The 19,072-nt window shown below is 71.6% G+C and carries 17 protein-coding genes; 11 read left to right on the top strand and 6 right to left on the bottom strand.

Annotation, left to right across the window (positions count from 1 at the left end; translation table 11 throughout):
- The first annotated feature begins 206 nt into the window (after window positions 1-206).
- Both F9C41_RS05180 and F9C41_RS05175 read left to right on the top strand, forming a co-directional pair.
- The gene (locus F9C41_RS05180) at window positions 207-1,808 is read left to right on the top strand and encodes a PP2C family protein-serine/threonine phosphatase (protein ID WP_230689329.1); all 1,602 of its coding nucleotides are present in this window, start codon (window positions 207-209) and stop codon (window positions 1,806-1,808) included.
- Window positions 1,809-1,816: 8 nt separating this feature from the next.
- Entirely contained in the window at window positions 1,817-2,755 is a 939-nt protein-coding gene (locus F9C41_RS05175) for a sensor histidine kinase (RefSeq protein WP_196279626.1), read from the top strand.
- A 25-nt stretch (window positions 2,756-2,780) separates the two neighbouring features.
- Here the strand turns inward: F9C41_RS05175 and F9C41_RS05170 are convergent, their stop codons facing one another.
- Window positions 2,781-3,233: a CBS domain-containing protein gene (locus tag F9C41_RS05170; RefSeq protein WP_155385514.1), complete on the bottom strand. Its 453-nt coding sequence runs from the start codon at window positions 3,231-3,233 to the stop codon at window positions 2,781-2,783.
- Between the two features lie 201 nt (window positions 3,234-3,434).
- On the opposite strand from F9C41_RS05170, the gene F9C41_RS05165 reads away from it, so the two are divergent.
- Window positions 3,435-5,018, top strand: a complete 1,584-nt coding sequence (locus F9C41_RS05165; RefSeq protein WP_230689328.1) for an HAD-IIIA family hydrolase — start codon at window positions 3,435-3,437, stop codon at window positions 5,016-5,018.
- 34 nt (window positions 5,019-5,052) lie between these two features.
- Here F9C41_RS05165 and F9C41_RS05160 read toward each other — a convergent pair whose 3' ends face one another.
- The 3 genes from F9C41_RS05160 to F9C41_RS05150 all read right to left on the bottom strand — a co-directional run bounded on the left by F9C41_RS05160 (window position 5,053) and on the right by F9C41_RS05150 (window position 6,146).
- The gene (locus F9C41_RS05160) at window positions 5,053-5,295 is read right to left on the bottom strand and encodes a hypothetical protein (protein ID WP_155385513.1); all 243 of its coding nucleotides are present in this window, start codon (window positions 5,293-5,295) and stop codon (window positions 5,053-5,055) included.
- 40 nt (window positions 5,296-5,335) lie between these two features.
- Window positions 5,336-5,734 carry a hypothetical protein gene (locus F9C41_RS05155; protein ID WP_155385512.1) on the bottom strand — a complete coding sequence of 133 codons (399 nt, stop codon included), beginning with the start codon at window positions 5,732-5,734 and terminating at the stop codon, window positions 5,336-5,338.
- Window positions 5,735-5,816: 82 nt separating this feature from the next.
- On the bottom strand, window positions 5,817-6,146 hold the full coding sequence (locus F9C41_RS05150) for a DUF2795 domain-containing protein (protein ID WP_155385511.1): 330 nt from the start codon (window positions 6,144-6,146) through the stop codon (window positions 5,817-5,819).
- A 138-nt stretch (window positions 6,147-6,284) separates the two neighbouring features.
- Between F9C41_RS05150 and F9C41_RS05145 the strand changes: the two genes are divergently transcribed.
- Window positions 6,285-6,509 carry a hypothetical protein gene (locus tag F9C41_RS05145; RefSeq protein WP_155385510.1) on the top strand — a complete coding sequence of 75 codons (225 nt, stop codon included), beginning with the start codon at window positions 6,285-6,287 and terminating at the stop codon, window positions 6,507-6,509.
- A 41-nt stretch (window positions 6,510-6,550) separates the two neighbouring features.
- Here the strand turns inward: F9C41_RS05145 and F9C41_RS05140 are convergent, their stop codons facing one another.
- The gene (locus F9C41_RS05140) at window positions 6,551-6,877 is read right to left on the bottom strand and encodes a plasmid stabilization protein (protein WP_155385509.1); all 327 of its coding nucleotides are present in this window, start codon (window positions 6,875-6,877) and stop codon (window positions 6,551-6,553) included.
- A 133-nt stretch (window positions 6,878-7,010) separates the two neighbouring features.
- Here F9C41_RS05140 and F9C41_RS05135 point away from each other — a divergent pair, with 133 nt between their 5' ends.
- The 4 genes from F9C41_RS05135 (at window position 7,011) to F9C41_RS05120 (ending at window position 13,799) form a co-directional block, all read left to right on the top strand.
- Complete coding sequence (locus F9C41_RS05135) at window positions 7,011-8,801, top strand: NlpC/P60 family protein (RefSeq protein WP_155385508.1); 1,791 nt, start codon at window positions 7,011-7,013, stop codon at window positions 8,799-8,801.
- 7 nt (window positions 8,802-8,808) lie between these two features.
- The gene (locus F9C41_RS05130; protein ID WP_155385507.1) at window positions 8,809-10,728 is read left to right on the top strand and encodes a GH25 family lysozyme; all 1,920 of its coding nucleotides are present in this window, start codon (window positions 8,809-8,811) and stop codon (window positions 10,726-10,728) included.
- A 176-nt stretch (window positions 10,729-10,904) separates the two neighbouring features.
- Entirely contained in the window at window positions 10,905-12,179 is a 1,275-nt protein-coding gene (locus tag F9C41_RS05125) for an arginine deiminase (protein WP_155385506.1), read from the top strand.
- 102 nt (window positions 12,180-12,281) lie between these two features.
- A complete protein-coding gene (locus F9C41_RS05120; RefSeq protein WP_196279625.1) occupies window positions 12,282-13,799 on the top strand; it encodes an alpha/beta hydrolase in 1,518 nt (505 codons plus the stop codon).
- Between the two features lie 4 nt (window positions 13,800-13,803).
- Here the strand turns inward: F9C41_RS05120 and F9C41_RS05115 are convergent, their stop codons facing one another.
- The gene (locus F9C41_RS05115) at window positions 13,804-14,190 is read right to left on the bottom strand and encodes a DnaJ family domain-containing protein (RefSeq protein WP_155385504.1); all 387 of its coding nucleotides are present in this window, start codon (window positions 14,188-14,190) and stop codon (window positions 13,804-13,806) included.
- A gap of 261 nt (window positions 14,191-14,451) precedes the next feature.
- Between F9C41_RS05115 and thrS the strand changes: the two genes are divergently transcribed.
- The 3 genes from thrS to F9C41_RS05100 all read left to right on the top strand — a co-directional run bounded on the left by thrS (window position 14,452) and on the right by F9C41_RS05100 (window position 19,068).
- Entirely contained in the window at window positions 14,452-15,684 is a 1,233-nt protein-coding gene (thrS, locus tag F9C41_RS05110; protein WP_155385503.1) for a threonine--tRNA ligase, read from the top strand.
- A 215-nt stretch (window positions 15,685-15,899) separates the two neighbouring features.
- Window positions 15,900-18,041, top strand: a complete 2,142-nt coding sequence (locus tag F9C41_RS05105; protein WP_196279624.1) for a tetratricopeptide repeat protein — start codon at window positions 15,900-15,902, stop codon at window positions 18,039-18,041.
- A gap of 235 nt (window positions 18,042-18,276) precedes the next feature.
- Entirely contained in the window at window positions 18,277-19,068 is a 792-nt protein-coding gene (locus F9C41_RS05100) for a hypothetical protein (RefSeq protein ID WP_155385501.1), read from the top strand.
- Window positions 19,069-19,072: the final 4 nt, after the last annotated feature.

The following is a 19,072-nucleotide window of genomic DNA, read 5'->3' as shown; positions in this document are numbered from 1 at the left end:
CCGCCGTCCGACTCGCCGTCGTCCGATTCGCCGTCACCAGGACCCACTCCCCTCGATGGCCGACTCGCGCCTCATGGCCCACCGCCGCGCCACACGATCGCGACGCACGGTTCATCATCGTCCGTACCGCCCCCGGATGCGAGCCAGCGGCACGCGGCAACAGGCCCGCGCTGGAAACCCGGCCCTGATCGGCGGACACTACTGAGGTGCCGAACCGCGTTCCGGACTCCGAGCCCACCGCCCACGACGCCGCCGGGCCGCTGGCCGCCGTCGACGCCCTGCTCGACGTGGCCACCACCGCCGACGAGACGGGCACCGTGCACGGATTCGCCGGCGACCTGCTCCGCGCCCTCGCCGAGCACACCGGTGCCAACGGCAGCGCCGTCTGGCTCGACCGCGGCGACGGCGCCGGCCCGCAGCTCCTGGCCGCCCACGGCAAGCGGCTGCACCCCGCCTCGACCGCCCGGCGGATCGCCGTCCCGGTCAGCCTGCCCTGGTCGGCCGAACTGCGCCTGGACGCGCCCGACACCCCGCGCGAACACACCCTCACCCACCTGGCCACGCAACGGCTCGGCATGACCCTCGAACACCAGCGGCTACGCGACAGCGACCGCCGACGCCAGACCTCCCTGGCATTCCTCGCCGAAGTCAGCGAACTGCTCGCCCAGTCCCTCGACCTCACCCTCACCCTGGCGCTGATCCCCCGGCTCGTCGTGCCTCGCCTCGGCACCTGGTGCACCCTGCACCGCGCCACCCCTGGCCGCCGCCTCGAACCCGCCGCCGCCGCCCACGCCGACGAGGCGCTCAGCGGCTGGCTCGACGCCGTCAGTGACGACCTCGCCCGCTCGCTGCTCGCACCGCCCGTCGCCGACGCCCTCCTCGCCGGGAAGAACGTCCCCCTGCCCACCTCGCTGTCCGGAATCGCCGTGCCCCTGTTCGCCCGCGGCGAATGGCTCGGCGTGCTCAGCATCGGCCGCGACACCGACTCCCCGCGCGACCCCGACGAGATCCCGGTCGCCGAAGAGGTCGCCCGCCGCTGCGCCCTGGCCATGGACAACGCCCGCATCCACGAGGAACGCCAGACCGTCTCGCACACCCTCCAGCAGGCCCTGCTGCCCGCGAAACTGCCGATGATCCCGGGCCTGGGCATCGGCGCCGAATACGTGCCCGCGGGCCGCGGCGTCGAGGTCGGCGGCGACCTGTACGACATCATGCCCATGCCCGACGGCCGCTGGCTGGTCATGGTCGGCGACGTCTCCGGCAAGGGCGTGCACGCCGCCGCGGTCACCGGACTGATCCGCGAGGTCATCCGCGTGCTCGTCAAGGACGGCCGGCCGCTGCAGTCGGTGCTCGCCACCCTCAACGACACCCTCAGCGAACGCTCCGAGCGCTACTGCACCCTCGCCCTGGCCGCCTTCGACACCCGCAGCCGCGACTCCGACGTCGAGGTGTCCCTGCACCTGGCCGGCCACGACCGGCCGCTGGTGCTGCACGCCGACGGCCGCGTCTCCTCCGCCGGCCGCTGGGGCACCGCCCTCGGCCTCGTCTCCCCCGTCACCTGCCCGCCCGCCCGGCTCGTCCTGCACCCCGGCGAGACCCTCGTGTTCTTCACCGACGGCGTCACCGAACGCCGCAACGGCCAGGAGTTCTTCGGCACCCAGCGGCTCGCGCAACGACTGACGTACCTGGCCGGCCACCCGGCCGACGTGATCGCGGCCCGGCTGCGCACCGCCGCCGTGGACTTCTCGACCGACCCGCCCCGCGACGACATGGCCATCATGGCCGTCCGCAACGACGCCGAGCGATGAGGCGCGGCATGAACCTCCCGCACCAGCCCCCCAGCCGCCACGACGCCCTGCAGTACCAGCATGACGACCAGCTGCTGGACGCGGTGGTGCCGTTCCTGCGCGGCGGCGCGACCGCCGGCGACAGCGTCGTGCTGATCTGCCGCCCCGACAACGCCGCCCTACTGCGCGCGGCGATGGGCGACCACCAGGTCGTCGAGCTGCCCCGCGACGACGTCCACGGCGGCACCGTGGCGGCCCTGACCGCATACCGCGAACTCGTCGAACGCGAGCAGCGGCGCGGCAGCGGCCGGGTCCGCGTGGTGACCGAGATCGACTTCGGCTCGCGCCCGAGCGGGCAGTGGGAATGGGCCCGCTTCGACGCCGCGCTCGGCCAGGCCCTGGCCGCCTACCCGATCTGGAATCTGTGCCTGTACGACCGCCGCCGGGTCCCCCCGGAGATCCTGCGTGCGGGCGAAAGCAGCCACTCCCACCTGCTCGCCGAAGGCGGGCGGGTGCCCAGCGCCGGCTACACCGACCCGGCGACCCTGCTCGGCGAGGCCCGCATGCGCTGGCCCGACCCGCTGGAGGACGGCCCGCCCAGGCTCGACGTCGCCGACCCCCGCGACCTGGCCGCACTGCGCGCCGCCGTGGAGCAGGCGCTGCTCGGCGACGGCATGTCCGCGTACGCCGTGCAGGGGTTCGTGCTGGCCGTCAGCGAGGTCGCCACCAACGCGCTCCTGCACGGCGCGCCCCCGGTGCGGGTACGCCTGTGGTCCGACGGCAAACGGGCACTGTGCGCGGTGTCCGACGGCGGTCGCTGCTTCAGCCCGTACAGCGGCTACGTGCCGACGGACCGGCCGGTCGGGGCGGGCGGCATGGGGTTGTGGCTGGCCCGCCAGATGACCGACGACCTCACCGTCGACGCGGCGGAGCACGGCTGCACGATCCGCCTCGGCCTCAACGCCTGACCCGCACCCCGCGCAGGCCGCCGAATCAGCCGTCCGGCCTCGTGGACCAGCCCATCCCGGGCGCGCCCTCGTCCGATTCGGGCGGCTGGGGCCGCTGGCCGCGGGTCAGGTCGTTCCAGGTGATGACGCCGATGACCCGGTCGCGTTCGCAGACGGGCAGGCGGCGCAGCGACCGCGCCTTCATGATCCGGGCGGCCTCCCCGGTGTCGTCGTCGGCGTGCACCGTCACCAGTTCCCGGTTCGTCAGCTCGCCGGCGAGCACGGTGCCGGGATCGCGTTCCGCGGCGACCACCCGCACGATGTCCCCGCTGGTGACGATGCCGATCAGCTGTTCGTCCGCGGTGGTCACCAGGACGTCGCCGATGCCGTGATCTCGCATCAGCCGAGCCGCCTCGGTCAGCGTCGTGCCGGCGTCGACGCACACCGGGCGGCCTGTCATCACGTCGCGGATCGTCCGTCCGGCCAGCTGCTCCCCCACCCCCTTCCAGTCTCGTCGTGACCGAACCGCGCGGGGCTCATTCGCCGGTCTGCCGCCACCTGTCTGCGGGGGCACCGCGCCTAGATCTTCCTAGGCTGCTAGACCGATGTCTCGGGCTGGAGAAAAGGATGCTTGCGGCATTCACGAGGGAAACCACACTGTGGGATGTTTGGTGTAGGTAAGACAGGGTAATCCGGGCTGGTGCGCAGAGCGGAGATCGACAGCAGCCCCACCAGCCTGTACGACGCGGTGCTGTTCGACCGCGACAACACCCTGATCCGCGAGGTGCCCCGGCTCAGCGACCCCGATCTGGTCGTGCCGATGCCCGGCGTACGCGCGGCGCTGGACCTGCTGCGCGACGCCGGCCTGCGGATCGGCGTCGTGTCGCACCAGTCCGCGGTCGGCTTCGGGTTCGTCACCCGCGCGCAGGCCGAGGCGGTCGACACCCGCATCGAGCAGCTGCTCGGCCCCTTCGACACGTGGCAGACCTGCTGGCACACGCCCGCCGACGGGTGCACCTGCCGCAAACCGGCTCCCGGCCTGATCACCGCCGCGGCCCGCGCGCTCGGCATCGGCCCGCACCGCTGCGTCATGGTCGGCGACCTCGGCACCGACCTGCAGGCCGCGGCGGCGGCCGGGGCGACCGGTCTGCTGGTGCCGACCGGGCAGACCTGCGTGGCCGAGGCCGCCGCGGCTCCCTACCGCGTGTCCAGCCTGCTCGGCGCCGCCGAGTGGGTGCTCGACCGCCGGCAGCTGCTGCGCCCCGGCCCGGCGGGTGCCGACGAGCCCCGCAACGTGCTCGCGGTACGCGCCGGCTCGGCCGGAGACGTGCTGCTCACCGGGCCCGCGCTGCGGGCGCTGGCCACTCGGGCGCACTCGGTCACCCTGCTCACCGGGCCGCCGGGGGCGCCCGCCGGGCGGCTGCTGCCCGGCGTGACCCGGGTCCTGGAGTGGCGCACGCCCTGGGCCGAACGCGATCCGTCGCCGGTCGACCGGTCGGCCGTGAACGGCCTCATCGACACGGTGCGCTGCTGGCAGATCGACGAGGCCGTCGTCTTCACCTCGGCGGCCGAGTCGCCGCTGCCCACCGCGCTGCTGCTGCGGCTGGCCGGGGTCGGCCGGATCAGCGCCGTGTGTGAGGACTATCCCGGGGCGCTGCTCGACGTCCGCCACCGCGTGCCCGACGACCTGCCCGAGGCGCAGCGCGCGCTGTCGCTGGCCGCCGCGGCCGGCTACGGCCTGCCGCCCGGTGACGACGGGCGGCTGCGCACGGTGCTGGCGGCGACGGGAGCGCGTACCGGCCGCGTCGTCGTGCATCCCGGCGCGGACGCCTCGGCCCGCGGGCTGCCCCGCAAGATCGCCGTCGAGATCGTGCGCGAGCTGGTGCGTTCCGGCCGGGAGGTGCTGGTCACCGGGGGCCCCGAGGAGACCGAGCTGACCGCCGAGGTGGCCGGTGACGTGGCGGGCGACCTCGGCGGGCACACCGACCTCGCCATGCTCGGCCGGCTGCTGGCCGGTTCGGCGTGCCTGGTCGTCGGCAACACCGGCCCGGCGCACCTGGCCGCGGCCGTAGGCACCCCGGTGGTGAGCATGTTCGCGCCGACGGTGCCGTTCGCCCGGTGGGGTCCGCAGGGCGTGCCGCACGTACGGCTGGGCGACCCCGACGCGCCGTGCCGCGACACCCGCGCGCTCACCTGCGCCCAGCCCGGCCACCCCTGCCTCGGCGAGGTCGACCCCGCCGAGGTGGTCGCCGCCGTGGAACTGCTGGCCCGGACCCGGCCGTGAGCGGCAGCCGGCACCGCCCGGGCGCGGCGGCGGGTCACTCCTCCGGGTCGACCAGCGCCCGGAAGCGGTAGATCCAGGCCGGCTCCCCGGCCGGGTTGGCCTCGCGCACGTACACGGCCTCCCACGGGTCGTCCCCGACCCAGCGGTCCCGGTCGGCGTCCAGCCCGGTCGGCAGCCAGATCGAGTACGTCTCCGGCGGATCGACGGCCGAGTCCACCTCTATCTCCCGCGTGATCTCGGCAGCGCCGTGCACGAACTTCGCGGCGATCCTGTCCACCCGAACCGACTCCCTTCAAGATCCGCCCGATCGGAACCGATCACACCTCGGCGGCGAGGTGCTCGGCCGGCACGTTCAGCGTCACCACCCCGTCTCGTACGCCGGCGATCTGGGCGGCCCCGGCATAACGGCCGCGCCGCAGTGGCACCCTGCTCTTGATCTTCACGTAGCCCTCGCGCAGCAGCAGGTCGGCGAGCTCCTGCTCGACGTCCGGTTCCGGACCGGCCGCCTCCTGGGCGATCCGCCCGAACAGGCTCACCGACTCGCTCATCCGCTGGCCCTGCGTGGTGACCGCGGCCGGGTCACCGATCTTGACGTCCTGCACGGTGCCCAGCTCGGCCCCGGTGCTGTCGACGACATGCATGCCCTCGCGGACGGCGCCGATCGGCCCGGGATCGTCGATCCCGGGCACCAGTCCCGTGCCGCCCTCGTCGGCCATGTGATGACCTCACCATGCCGGACCGCCTCCGCGCGGGTGTTCCGCCCGTGCGGGGTCCGGTCGCCGCGCGCCGGGCTACGCGTCAGAAGCGCTCCTCGACCTCGAGCCCGAGGGCCTGCCACAGCTCCCGCGCGTTCTCGAAGGTGCGCCCGGACTCCAGCGTGCCCAGTTCGTCGAGCACCTCGTCGGGGGCGTCGCCGCGGCGTGCCACCTCGAGCAGCTGCTCGGCGGTGGCGGGGAACGTCGCCAGCGACACCTGCTGGCCGATCCGGGCGCGCAGCTCGCGCCGGTCGGGGTCGCGCTCGTCGTCGCCCACGACGCCGTCGCGGCCGGGCGTGTCCCAGGACCGCGCATCGAGGTCGTCCTCGACCGGGTCGATGGCTTGCCTGCTGCCATACGGTGTGTGCGTCATACGGTCCCGGGTTCCCGCAGACCGGCGAACTGAAACGTCTTCACCCGGTTTGTCCCGGCGGAACCGCCGCGCGCGGGTGCGACCAGGCGGACACTGGGTAGGACTGCTGCCGGATCGCGTACGGGAGGGGGCGGGGCGATGACCGAGAACACCTCCGGCGAGATGCTGGAGACGCTGCTGGACACGCTGTTCATCGGAGAGGAGCGGCTCAGCGTCGCCGAACTGCGCCGCCGGGCGGTCGCCGAGGACATGCCCTCGGACGTGCTGCTGTCCATCGACACCCTGCCCGAAGGCGAGTACGCCCAGGACGAGGTCCTCGATGCGCTGCACACGCACGCCGTGATGACACCGCCCGCGACCTGAGCCCGGAGCAACCAGGACGCGGTCCACGGTGACCGGCGGGCTCAGCGGTCGACGGCGCGCTGGAGCTCCGCCTTCGTCATGGTCGAGCGACCCTTGACGTTCTTCTTCCTGGCCTCCTCGTAGAGCTGGTCGCGGGTGCGGCCGCCCTCGCCGCGGTGCGAGCGCAGCCCGCCACGCCGCCCCGAGGAGATGTCCTTCTTCGACAGCGCGCTGGACTGCTTGGCCTCGCCGGCACGGGCCCGTTCCTTGTTCACGGTGCGGGCGGCGATCTCCTCGGCGACGTCCTCGGACTTGCCGCGTTCCTCGGCGCTGGCCTTGATGTGCTTGTACTGGCGCTCACGCTTGTCGCTCCAGGCCTGCTGAGGCATGGTCGATCTCCTTTCAGGCTGCTGTGGGGATTCCCGCCGCCGCGCGGACCGAAACGTCCGACGCGCCCGGAAGATCGCCTCACGGCGCGCCCGAGCAGGCGCAACGCCATCTCGCACCGCTCGTTGACACGGCATGCGGCATTGCGGATCATGCGAGGAGAGCGGGAACGTCCTGGCCCGCAGGCCCCTGCGGCACGGCGAGCGGGCACGCGGTCCGCTGCACCGGGCCGCCGCGGGCCTGCTGGCCGTCGCCGCGGCACTCGCGCTGGCCGCACCCGCGGCGGGGGTGCCCGACGGCGCCGACGACCCGGACGTGCTCCGCCCGCAGGGCGTCGACGCGCAGGGCCTGCCGCTGCAGCCCGACGGCCTGGCCGGGCCGTCACGCGGCCTCGGCCGCCCGATCACCCGCATGCAGATCCTCGCCCGCGCCGCGATCTGGGCCGACGCGCAGGTCGGCTACAGCCAGCTGAAGTTCCGCAAGGGCTGGCGCACCGACTGCTCCGGATACGTCTCGATGGCCTGGGAACTCGGCCGCAACCACTGGACCGGGGACCTGCACCAGGTCGGCGAGCGCGTCGACTTCGAGCAGATGCGCCCCGGCGACATGCTGCTCTACCACAACCGGGCGCGGCCGAAGGACGGCTCGCACGTGGTGCTGTTCGAGCGCTGGATCGACGAGCCCGGCGGCGACTTCGTCATGTACGAGCAGACGCCGCCCTCGGTCAAGCACCGCACCTGGTCGGACTCGGGCTACAGCACGAAGAGGTACAAGTCCTACCGCTACCGCAACGTGATCGAGAACGAGGCGGTCTGGTATCCGGTGACCGGCGACTGGGACGGCGACGGCCGGGTCACCGCCGGGACCGCCGTGCCGGAGGGCGACGCGTGGCGCTGGCGGCTGTCCGACGACCCGCGGGGCGCGTCGACCGACGCCGACTTCCTCTTCGGCGACGTGCGCAAACTGCCGATCGTCGGGGACTGGGACGGCGACGGCCGGTGGACGCCCGGCACCGTCGACCTGACCGGCGACCACCACGACTGGTATCTGTCCAACTCGCTGCGCGGCGGCGAGCCCGACGTGCGGGTCGGCTACGGGGACGTGGAGAAGACGCCGGTCGTCGGGGACTGGGACGGTGACGGCACCTACACCCCGGGCGTGGTCGACGCCGAGGGCGACGTGCGCGACTGGTATCTCGCGAACAGCCTGACCGGCGGCGACCACGACCTGCACCTCGGGTTCGGCGACGTGGACTCCGCGCCGGTGGTCGGCGACTGGAACGGCGACCGGGTGAGCACGCCCGGCGTCGTCGACACCGACGGCGAGCACCGGGACTGGGCGCTCACCAACAGCCTCGACGACCCGGCGACCGACGCCGAGGTGTCCTTCGGGGACATGGCGCAGCTGCCGGTGACCGGCGACTGGGACGGCGACGGCTTCGTCACCCCCGGTGTCGCCGACCCCGCCGCGGGCCACGAGTGGCGGCTGTCCAACGCGCTGATCAGCGGGATCGCCGACACCGTCTTCGCGTATGCCGGCGCGCCGACGGCCCCGAGCGGCGGCGCGAGCCCGTCCCCGTCCGCCTCGCCGAGCATGCTCCCCAGGCCACGCCCCTCGGCGAGCCTGTCCCCGGCCGCGCCCGTGCCCGGCACCCCGTCCCCTGGCACGGCACCCACCGGCGCGGTCCTGCCGGGCGTAGTCCTGCCCGGCACGCCGCTGCCCACCGGACCCGTGCCGAGCCCCGCCCCCACGCCGGGGGCGTCCGTCGGGCCGTCCCCGAACCCGGACGCGCCCTCCGCGGCCCCGGGTGCGGACGCCGCGCCACCGCCGGGCGGGTCGTCGTCGACCCCGTCGGCCGGTGCGGCCGCCGAGTTCGCGCCGCCGCCCGGGGTGCCACCGCTGGACCAGCCCACCGTTCTGCACTAGGAGAGCCGTGAACCGTCACCGCACCGCCGGAGCCCGCCGCGTCGTCCTCGCCGCGGCCGGACTGCTCCTGTCCCTGACCGCGCTGCCGGCCGGGGCCGCGCCGCCCCCGGACCCACTCGGGCCCGACGGCAAGCCGATCACCGACGGCTGGGCGGGCGCGGGCACCCCGTCGGAGCTGGCGGCACCGTCCGCGGCGGCCCGGGTGATGGCCGCCGCGCCCGGCGGGTATCCGGTCACCGGCATCGACGTGTCGCACCACCAGGGCAACATCGACTGGGGGAAGGTCGCCGACAAGGGCGCGAAGTTCGTCTACGCCAAGGCGACCGAGGGCGTGCACTACGTCGACTCCTCGTTCAAGGACAACTACAGCGGGGCGCGCAAGAACGGCATCCTCTTCGGGGCGTACCACTTCGCCCGGCCGGACAAGACCAACGGGCGCACCCAGGCCGACTTCTTCCTGGACCGGGCGCAGTACCGCAACGACGGGCGCAGCCTGCCGCCCATGCTCGACATCGAGTGGCCGTACAAGCTGGGCGGCAAACTCGTCGCGCCGGGTCCGTGCTGGGGCAAGTCCAAGAGCGAGCTGGTCCGCTTCATCCGCGACTTCACCCAGCGGGTACGCGAGCGCACCGGCAGCGCCACGATGATCTACACGAACCCGAACTGGTGGAACCCGTGCACCGGGCGCAACGCCGATTTCGGCGACCACTACCTGTTCGTGTCCAGCTACACCGACAAGGTGCGCGGGCTGCCCGCCGGGTGGGACCGCTGGACGCTGTGGCAGTACGCCAACCACGGCAAACTCCCCGGCGACCAGAACGTCTTCAACGGCAACCTGGCCGACCTGGCGAGCCTCGCCGCGAACCCGGCCGGGCCGCTGCCCCGCCCGGTCGTCGGCGACTGGGACGGCAACGGCACGATGACCCCCGGCCTGGTCAGCGCCGAGGGCGAGACCTGGCGCTGGCGGCTGTCCAACACGCTGGACGGCACCCCCGATCCGGCGCTGGACTTCACGTACGGCGACGCGGAGAAGACGCCGATCGTGGGCGACTGGGACGGCAACGGCACGTACACGCCGGGCACGGTCGACGCCGAGGGCAAACGCCGCGACTTCTACCTGGCCAACGGCTTCCGCAGTGGGCCCGCCGACATCCACACCGGCTTCGGTGACATCGAGGACATCCCGGTCGTCGGCGACTGGGACGGCAACGGCACGTTCACCCCGGGCGCGGTGGACAGCAGCGGCAAGCTGCACGAGTGGCAGCTCACGAACACGTTCGCCAAGCCGCTGACCGAGGTCGAGTTCGAGTACGGCGACGCCGCCAAGACGCCGATCGTCGGCGACTGGGACGGCAACCGCACCTTCACGCCCGGCACCGTCGACATGGACGGCGAGCGCCACGACTACTACCTGAGCAACGCCAACATGGCCGGTCCGACCCAGATCCACGTGGGCTTCGGTGCGGTGTACACGGTGCCGCTGATCGGCGACTGGAACGGCGACAAGGTCTTCACGCCGGGCGCCATCGACGCCTCCGGCGACGCCGGCCTGGTCTGGCAGCTGACCAACAGCCTGACCGGGAGCGACACGGCCGAGGTCACCTTCACCTACGGCAGCACCGGCTCGACCGCGGTCCCGGCGCCCGCCGCGAACCCGGCGCCGTCGGCCGCACCGAGCGCCTCGCCCTCGACCGCACCGTCGCCGAGCACCTCGCCGTCGGCCCCCGCCGCGGCCGGCGCCCGCCCGTCGGCCTCGCCGAGCCGCACACCGACCGCCGCGCCGAGCCCATCCCCGAACCGCACTCCTGCGGCCGCCCCGAGCCCGTCCCCGAGCCGCGCCGCCGTCGTGGGCGCAAGCCCCACCCCGCGCCCGACTCCGTCCGCGGGGCACACCCACCCGGCGACCCGCACCGCCCCGCGTCCATAACGCCTGGCCGGAGCCCGGCAATGACGGGAAGGGCACCTTCTACGACGCATAGCGTCGTGAAGGTGCCCTTCCCTCGTTGTGCGCGAAGCGTCGATTCGGCGCGAAGGAGGTGAAACGGACGTAGCATTCGGGGCAGCGGCGAGGGCGGCGGGAGGGCTGCGGCGAAGGAGCGCGCGATGACCGGATTCGGAGTCCACTCGGAGGTCGGCAGGCTGCGCAAGGTGCTGGTGCACCGCCCCGACCTGGCGCTGCGCCGGCTCACCCCGTCCAACCGGGGCGAGCTGCTCTTCGACGACGTGCTGTGGGTGGAGCGGGCGCAGCAGGAGCACGACCAGTTCGTCGCCGAGCTGCGGGCCCGCGACATCGAGGTGTTCCTGCTGCACGACCTGCTCACCGAGGCCCTGTCCTCGCCCGAGGCGCGCGAGTGGGTCATCGGGCACACCGTCAGCCCGTACACGGTGGGTCCGGCCATGGTCGACGCGGTGCGCGAGGCGCTGGCCAACATGGACCCCAAGACCCTCGCGACGCATCTGACCGGCGGGGTGACCCGGGCCGAGCTGATGCAGTTCGCCGACGACGACCGGCTCGCGGCGCGCTCACTGGCCGTGGCGACCACGGTCGGCTCGTCGTTCATCCTGCCGCCGCTACCCAACCACCTGTTCACCCGGGACACCTCGTGCTGGATCTACGAGGGCGTCTCGCTGAACCCGATGTACTGGCCGTCGCGCCAGCTGGAGACCGTCAACCTGGGCACGGTGTACCGCTTCCACCCGATGTTCCGGCAAGAGAAGATCAATTTCTGGTTCCCGGACGCGGGCAAGGACGAGCACGACGAGTTCGACATACAGTCCTTCGGGCGCTCGTCGATCGAGGGTGGGGACGTGATGCCAGTCGGCAACCGCACCGTCCTGATCGGGATCAGCGAGCGCACCACCCCGCAGATGGTGGAGATCCTGGCGCAGCGGCTGTTCGCCAAGGGCGCGGCCGAACGGATCATCGCGGTGCAGCTGGAGCGCAAGCGCCAGTTCATGCACCTGGACGTGGTGTTCACGTTCATGGACCGCGACACGGTCACCGTCTACCCGAAGGTCGTCGACGGCACCACGGCGTACAGCATCCGCCCCGGCGACAAAGCGGGCACGCTCGACGTCACCGCCGAGGACAGCTTCCTGGCCGCCGTCGCGCACGCCATCGGGCTGTCCCACGAGAAGGAACTGCGGGTCATCACCACCGGCGGCGACGAGGCCCAGCAGGAACGCGAGCAGTGGGACTGCGCCAACAACGTGGTCGCGCTGTCCCCCGGCGTGGTCGTGGCGTACTCGAAGAACGTCTACAGCAACCGCAAGTACCGCGAGGCGGGCATCGAGGTCGTCGAGATCGACGGGTTCGAGATCGGCAAGGGCCGCGGCGGCGGCCACTGCATGACCTGCCCATTGCTGCGCGACGCCTGACAACGGCGCGGCCGGAGCGCCGGACGGCGGACACGTCATCGGCGAAGGGGGTCCATGATGTCGCAGGGTGGCACCGCGCGGCGTCGCCGTCCACGGGGTCGCATGGCCGCGGCCGTGGCCGTGCTGTGCCTGGCGGCAGCGTGCGCGACGACGCAGCAGACGGCGGCGCCGACACCCGGCCCCGGACGTGCCCAGCCGGGCATCGCGTGGACCGGCTGCGAAGGTCTGGACGCGAAGTTCCAGTGCGCCGAGGTGCCGGTGCCGCTCGACTGGTCCGAACCCGACGGGCCGCGCATCGAGCTCGCGGTGATCCGCCACCTGGCGAGCCGTCCGCAGGAGCGCATCGGGTCGATGTTCATGAATCCCGGCGGTCCCGGTCAGAGCGGCGTCGAGCTGGTGCGCGGCGGCGGGGAAGACTTCGATGCGTGGGGCGGCGGGCGCTTCGACGTGGTCGGCTGGGATCCGCGCGGCACCGAGGGCAGCTCCCCGGTCAGGTGTTTCCCCAGCGAGGCGGACGAGACGAAGTTCTGGCAGGGTGTGACGATCCCGTCCACCGCCGCCGAGTCGGCGGCGTACGAGGCCAGGGCCGTCGAGCTGGCGCGGCGGTGCGGCGAGGTGAGCGGCAAGCTGCTGTCGCACATCTCCACCGCGGACACCGCCCGCGACCTCGACGCGCTGCGCGAACTCGTCGGCGACAGGCAGCTCACCTACGTGGGTCTGTCCTACGGCTCGATGATCGGCCAGACGTACCTCAACCTGTTCCCAGGCCGGACCAGGGCGATGATGCTCGACGGCATCGTCGACGCGGTCGAGTACACCACCAGCGCCGAGAGCCGGACCGCCGACAACGTGTCGTCGGCCGACGAGGTGTTCGCGCAGTTCGTCAAGCTGTGCCAGGAGGCCGCCGCGGGCCGGTGCGCGCTCGCCGGGCACGGCGAGCCGGTCGCGCAGCGGGTGGAGACCCTGTTCGCCATGGCGCGCCGCGCGCCGATCCCGGCCCCGCACGCCGATCCGCCCGGCACGCTCAGCTACGGCGACCTGCAGCTGTCCACGTTCAACCCGCTGCGCCTGCCGCTGACCTGGCCGCAGTTCGCCAAGGACCTCGACGCCGCCGCCGGTGGAGACGCCTCGGCCCTGCTGACCTCGGCCCGGCAGATGCAGAGCCCCGCGGGGTTCGCCGGGGCGACCACGTCGGCCGCGATCAGCTGTGTGGACGGCCGCGCCCGCAACCCGGTGTCGCAGTGGCCGCAGGAGATCGCCCGGTTCACCGAGGCGGGCAAACTGTGGGGCGCGGTGCTTGGCTGGTGGCTGTGGGCGCCGTGTGCCGCGAACTGGCCCGCCGACGACGCGGACCGTTACGCCGGGCCGTGGAGCGCCCCGACGCAGACGCCGGTGCTGCTGATCAGCGCCCGGTACGACCCCGGCACGCCGTACCACAACGCCCAGGCCACCGAGAAGCTGCTCGCCAACGCCGTGCTGCTCACCTTGAACGGCTACGGCCACCCGAGCTACCAGGTCCCCAGCAAGTGCATCGACCAGGCACGCGAGCGCTACCTGGTCGACCTGGTGACCCCGCCGAGGGGCACCGTCTGCCAGCCCGACCAGCAGCCGTTCGACTAGCCGGTCAGCGGGTGCGGCGGGCGCGCCACTGGCGCACCGCGTCGTCGGCGTCGACCAGGGCGAGGGCCACCGCGGGACCGGCCAGTTCGCCCCGGTGCGCGCGGACCACCCGCGCGTTCAGTTCCGCGACGTATGCGCGTACCGCCTGCTCGGAGTTCTTGTTCGCGAGCGCGTCAGGGAGGTCTTCGACGTCGCGGCGCAGCAGCAGGGTGGCCGGGATGGCCCCGGACAGGTTCTCCCGCTGGACGAGGTCGCGCAGCCACCAGTCGTCGTGCAGCGTCTCGCCCGCCCCGGGCAGCGGCTTGCCCGCGCCGGGCAGGTCGTCGAACTCGCCGCGCTCCTGCGCCTCACGGATCTGCCTGTCGATGCTCGACTCGTACCAGTGCGCCACCGTTCACCCCCGGGTGATCGACTCCTCGATCCGAAGGTACCTCGGTGACCGATATCGCTTGCCCCAGGGTGCGGCGGCCACGCTATGGTGCTCGGTATGCATCAGCACATGGTCAGCACGACGACGCCGGGACGTCCCGGCGCTCGTACGCGTTGACCTGCTGATCTTTCAGTCGACCGTCGGCCCCGGGGCACACGCCCCGGGGCCGGCGCGTATCCGCCCCACGGGTGGCCGGGCCGTTTCACTCCCAGGGAGCACACCGTGAAGGACCACCGCCGCCTCGGCCGCGAACTCGAGATCTACCACTCCGACCCGATGATCGGCGCGGGCCTGCCGCTGTGGCTGCCCGCCGGCGCCGCCGCCCGCCACGCCATCGAGGAGTTCGTCCGCGAGGAGGAACGCCTCGCCGGATACCAGCACGTCTACTCCCCGCCGATGGCCAAACGCCAGATGTACGAGCGGTCCGGGCATCTGGCGAAGTTCGCCGACGACATGTTCCCGGCGATGTCCGACGATCCCGCCGCGCCCGCCGACGACGCCGAGGCGCTGATGCTGCGCCCGAGCCTGTGCCCGCACCACGCGATGGTGTTCCGCTCCCGCGGTCGCTCCTACCGCGAGCTGCCGGTCCGCATCGCCGAGCTGGGCGGCATGTACCGCGCCGAACGCTCCGGCGTCGTCGGCGGGCTGAGCCGGGTGCGAGCGATCTCGCTCAACGACGCGCACGTGTTCTGCTCGCTCGACCAGGTCGGCGCGGAGGTCGCGCTGGTGCTGGCCATGTGCGCGCGGATCCACCCGGCGCTCGGCTTCGCCGCCGACGGCTACCGGCTGTCGCTGCGCGGGCCGGGCGCGGGCTACCTCGGCGCGGATGCCGACTGGGCCCGCGCGGAGGCGCTGCTGCGCGACGCCCTGGTGCAGGCCGGGGTGCCGTTCGAACAGGCTCCGGGCGAGGCCGCGTTCTACGGGCCGAAGATCGACATCCAGGTGCGCGACCTCGCCGGGCGGGAGTCGACCCTGGCCACCGTGCAGGTGGACTTCGCCCAGCCGGAGCGCTTCGACCTGTCGTACACCGGCCGCGACGGCAACCCGGCCCGGCCGGTGATGGTGCACCGCAGCATCGTCGGCAGCATGGAACGGCTGCTGGCCCACCTGTTGGAGGTGCACCAGGGCGCGTTCCCGGTCTGGTACGCCCCCGTGCAGCTGGCCGTCGCCCCGGTCGGCGAGGCGCAGGACGCGGCGGCACGGCTGTTCGCCGAGCAGGCACTGCGCGCCGGTCTGCGGGCGTCGCTGAGCCTCGACGGGTCGCTGGGGCTGCGCATCCGCGAGGCCGCCCAGCGCCGGGTGCCCTACCTGGCCGTCATCGGCGCCCGCGAGGCGGACTCCGGCGAGGTCTCGCTGCGGCTGCGCGACGGGCGGCAGCTGCCGCCGATGCCGTACGCCCAAGCCTTGGCTGCGATATGCGGTGCCGTGGATGCGCGCGCAGCAGATCTTGGGTGAGGCCCGGATAACGAACGGTGGGCTCAGGTGGCAGGCGCGATCGCCTGTCACCTGACTGCCCGTCATAGGAGCCGGCGACCGCTGACGACTTGCGCGCATTCATACCCTTGCGCCAAATTATGAATCCGGTCCGGGACGAGCACCGAACACCGAACACAAGCAGTTCCCACATTGCGGCCAAGAATCACCTGCTCGATACCTCTGCGTTGACAGTCGTGAAGCCGATACTGCAGCGTTTCCATAGCGACTCCCGTTCGCCCCCGCCGTTTACCCGAATCGGTGCCTCCTTCCTGTCGGGAGCGAGCGGCCATTCCGGCAAACCTGTGATCACAGAGGTTCTGTTGAAGATCAGCCGTAATACTCGAATAGCTGTTGTCATGGGGCTCGGCGCATTGGCGAGCGGAATAGCCGGTTTGCTCAATCCATGGTGGTTCCTGGCGATTCCGGTATCCACCCTTGGGGCCGGGCTCGTGGCGAAGGGAACCTTGGACCAGCTCGAAAAGTCAAGAACACGGCCCGCCACAGCTGCACCCGCTTCGCTGGCCCGGATCTGGGACATCCCCCAGCCGTGCAGGAGTTTCACCGGACGCGAGACGGATCTGGAGGAGATCAGCAAGTACTCCGAAGAGCAGTCACCATGCGCGATAGCGATCCACGGCATGGGCGGTGTCGGAAAGACCCAACTGGCACTCCGTCATGCCCATCTAAGTCGACCCGATGTGGAAGTCGGGTGGTTTATCAACGCTGCGCGCCGCGAATATCTGATCACTGGGCTGACCGAGCTCCTGGCACACCTGGGACTCGCCAGCACTGACGACAAGCCCGAAGACGCAAAGAGGTGCTTGATGCATCTCGGAAACTTGTCCGGATTCGTCCTCGTGTACGACGATGTCCGCGACCCGACGACCATCGAAGGCCTGTTGCCCACCACTGGCAGTGGCGTGACACTCATAACCTCCCGCCACGCGGACTGGCGCGGCGCCGTACAACCTCACAGAGTCGCACCATTGGACCCGACGTCGTCAGCCGAGTTCCTCGCACGGCGCGCTGGTCAGCGGAACCCCCTAGGTGCCGCGCAACTCGCCGAACAGCTCGGCGGCCTTCCGCTGGCCCTTGAACAAGCAGCCGCCTACTGCAACAGCACCGGTATTGACTACGTCGCATACCTCTCTCGGCTAACCACCCGCCTGGAGCAGGTATTCATGGCGAAGAAGCCGCCGAACTACCCGCTGCCCGTATTCCGCACGTGGTCCATGAGCATCGAAGAGGCAGAGAGTCAGAACACTGACGCAGTCGACCTGCTGTACCTGCTAGCACATTTCGCATCAGCACCTCTACCGACCGATCTACTGCCTGGGATGCTCCGCAACCCTGACTCGGTCGACAGGGTGATCTCGGTGCTCAACGACCTGTCATTGGTCCAGATAGATCAACCCGGCAGCACCATCCAAATGCACGTCATGCTGCAACTGGTAGTGACGACCGAGGTCAGCCACTCCCGGCGCAGGAGCGCCTTCATCAAACGCGCAGCCACACTCCTGGAAGCCACGTTTCCGCGGCCGCGCTGGGTAGGTAGCCAGACGCATGAGTGGGAGCGTTGTGCCAAGCTCCGGCCGCACGCCGAGACGGTTCTGGAACACTGCAGACGCGTGGATCTGCGGACACGCACAGTAGCCGACCTCACCTACTGGCTTGCCTACTACCTGGACGACATCGGCAACTTTGACAGCGCCGCACCACTTCATGCCGAGTGCATCGCGCTCCGCACAGAGCTTCTGGGCGCTGAGCACCCCGACACTTTGAATGCCATGAACAATCTCGCGACCGTTTTCCGGCGAACGGGCCTGCTCGAAGAGGCCGGGGAGCTCCACCAGCGAACTCTAAATGTGCGACAACGTACTCTCGGCCCAAAACATCCGGACGCACTGGTGTCGATGAACAACCTCGGGCGCGTCAAATATGATCTGGGCGAACTCGACGAAGCTCGCGCGCTGCTCGAGCACGCAGTTCGCGACTTCCCCGAGGCTCACCTCGGGCAACCTCACCAGAACACGTTGGCCGCCCGGACCAACCTTGCGTTGGTGCTCGTCAAGCAGGGTGAGATCGACCGTGGCCTTGACATCCACCAGAGGGTACTGAGTGAGAAGCAGGCACTGCTCGGTGCCCAAGATCCCGACACGTTGCGCTCGGCGTATCTCACCGCCTGCACCCTGCGGATGGTGGGTCGACTGGATGAAGCCCGGACACTGCTGAGAGAAACTCTCGCCGAGCAGTCTCGACTCCTCGGAACCCAACATCCGGACACACTTAGGACACAGTCAGAGCTGACCTCGCTAGGAAGTGCGTCTGACGGGTGACACAGAAGCGTCATCGTGTCGCTGATCGCGCAACTGTCGCGTTTCCAACTGTCCAGCAGCATGAGCACGGCGGTCGACCCGGCGGTGCCGAGAACGCTGCTCACCAGCGGTCCTGTCCGCTGTGGGGGCAGGCTCGCCGCAGCGACACTGGCGGCCGCGTGTTCGTTGGTAGCGACCTCGACACGCTCCGCGCGGTTAGCAGGGTAGGAACCCCGTTTTCGAGGAGGAATCGCCCATGAGGTCGTCGCGCGTGCTCGGTTACGGACTGGCGGTGTGGCTGGGCATGGTCGGCATCTCGCTGATGCTGCTGCCCGCCGAGGGCAAGCACGAGGCCCTGTACGAGTCGATCAAGCTGACCACGATGGTGGCACTGGTACTCGGCTTCGCCATCCGCTACCTGCGCAAGCGCCCGATCGCGGCAGCCCCCGAGGGCGTGCTCGTCGGCCTCGTCTGGGCCGCCGTCACCACCGCCGGCGACCTTGGCCTCTACCTGGGCGGCGCGTTCAACATCGGGCTGGACGTCTACTTCACCGACGTCGCCTCCTCGTACTCGGTGATGCCCGTGATCACCGGCCTGGCCATCGGCCTGCTCGCCCCGAAGCCCACCGGGATCCTGAGCGCCGAGGCGTACGGCGCGGCACTGGCCGCCGCTCAGCCCGCCGGGCACTCCGACACCGACGAGTTCGCCGCGATGATGGCCGCGGCCGGTGCGGCGGAACCGACCGCCTCCCCCGCTGCGAGCACGGCCGAGACCGACGCGGTGGCCGAGACTCACACGATCACCGGGGTCAGCCCCACGACCTACGCCGACGCACGTCCCGAGCCGCACGCCGCGTCCCAGGTCCAGGCCGAAGCCGAGATCCAGGGCGGTCCCGAGATCCACTCCGCGCCCGAGGCCGCTGCGCCTGTGGTCCCGTCGCCCGCCGTGGCGAGTCACGCGGAGGCCACGCTCGTCGGCGCGGCGGCATCGTCCCACGCCGCCGAGGAAACCGACCGCCCGCTGTACATCCCGCGCGGGAATTGCTGACCCG

Origin of the sequence: Catellatospora paridis (assembly GCF_009720365.1) — a bacterium.
Lineage (GTDB): Bacteria > Actinomycetota > Actinomycetes > Mycobacteriales > Micromonosporaceae > Catellatospora > Catellatospora paridis.
The sequence above is the reverse complement of the archived record's forward strand: the minus strand, read 5'-3'. Positions and strand labels throughout refer to the sequence as shown.

Coding starts and splice junctions, on each gene's coding strand:
- F9C41_RS05175 (WP_196279626.1), top strand. CDS start 1,817: ATGAACCTCCCGCACCAGCCCCCCAGCCGCCACGACGCCCTGCAGTAC.
- F9C41_RS05155 (WP_155385512.1), bottom strand. CDS start 5,734: ATGGCCGACGAGGGCGGCACGGGACTGGTGCCCGGGATCGACGATCCC.
- F9C41_RS05150 (WP_155385511.1), bottom strand. CDS start 6,146: ATGACGCACACACCGTATGGCAGCAGGCAAGCCATCGACCCGGTCGAG.
- F9C41_RS05145 (WP_155385510.1), top strand. CDS start 6,285: ATGACCGAGAACACCTCCGGCGAGATGCTGGAGACGCTGCTGGACACG.
- F9C41_RS05140 (WP_155385509.1), bottom strand. CDS start 6,877: ATGCCTCAGCAGGCCTGGAGCGACAAGCGTGAGCGCCAGTACAAGCAC.
- F9C41_RS05135 (WP_155385508.1), top strand. CDS start 7,011: ATGCGGCATTGCGGATCATGCGAGGAGAGCGGGAACGTCCTGGCCCGC.
- F9C41_RS05125 (WP_155385506.1), top strand. CDS start 10,905: ATGACCGGATTCGGAGTCCACTCGGAGGTCGGCAGGCTGCGCAAGGTG.
- F9C41_RS05120 (WP_196279625.1), top strand. CDS start 12,282: ATGGCCGCGGCCGTGGCCGTGCTGTGCCTGGCGGCAGCGTGCGCGACG.
- F9C41_RS05100 (WP_155385501.1), top strand. CDS start 18,277: ATGAGGTCGTCGCGCGTGCTCGGTTACGGACTGGCGGTGTGGCTGGGC.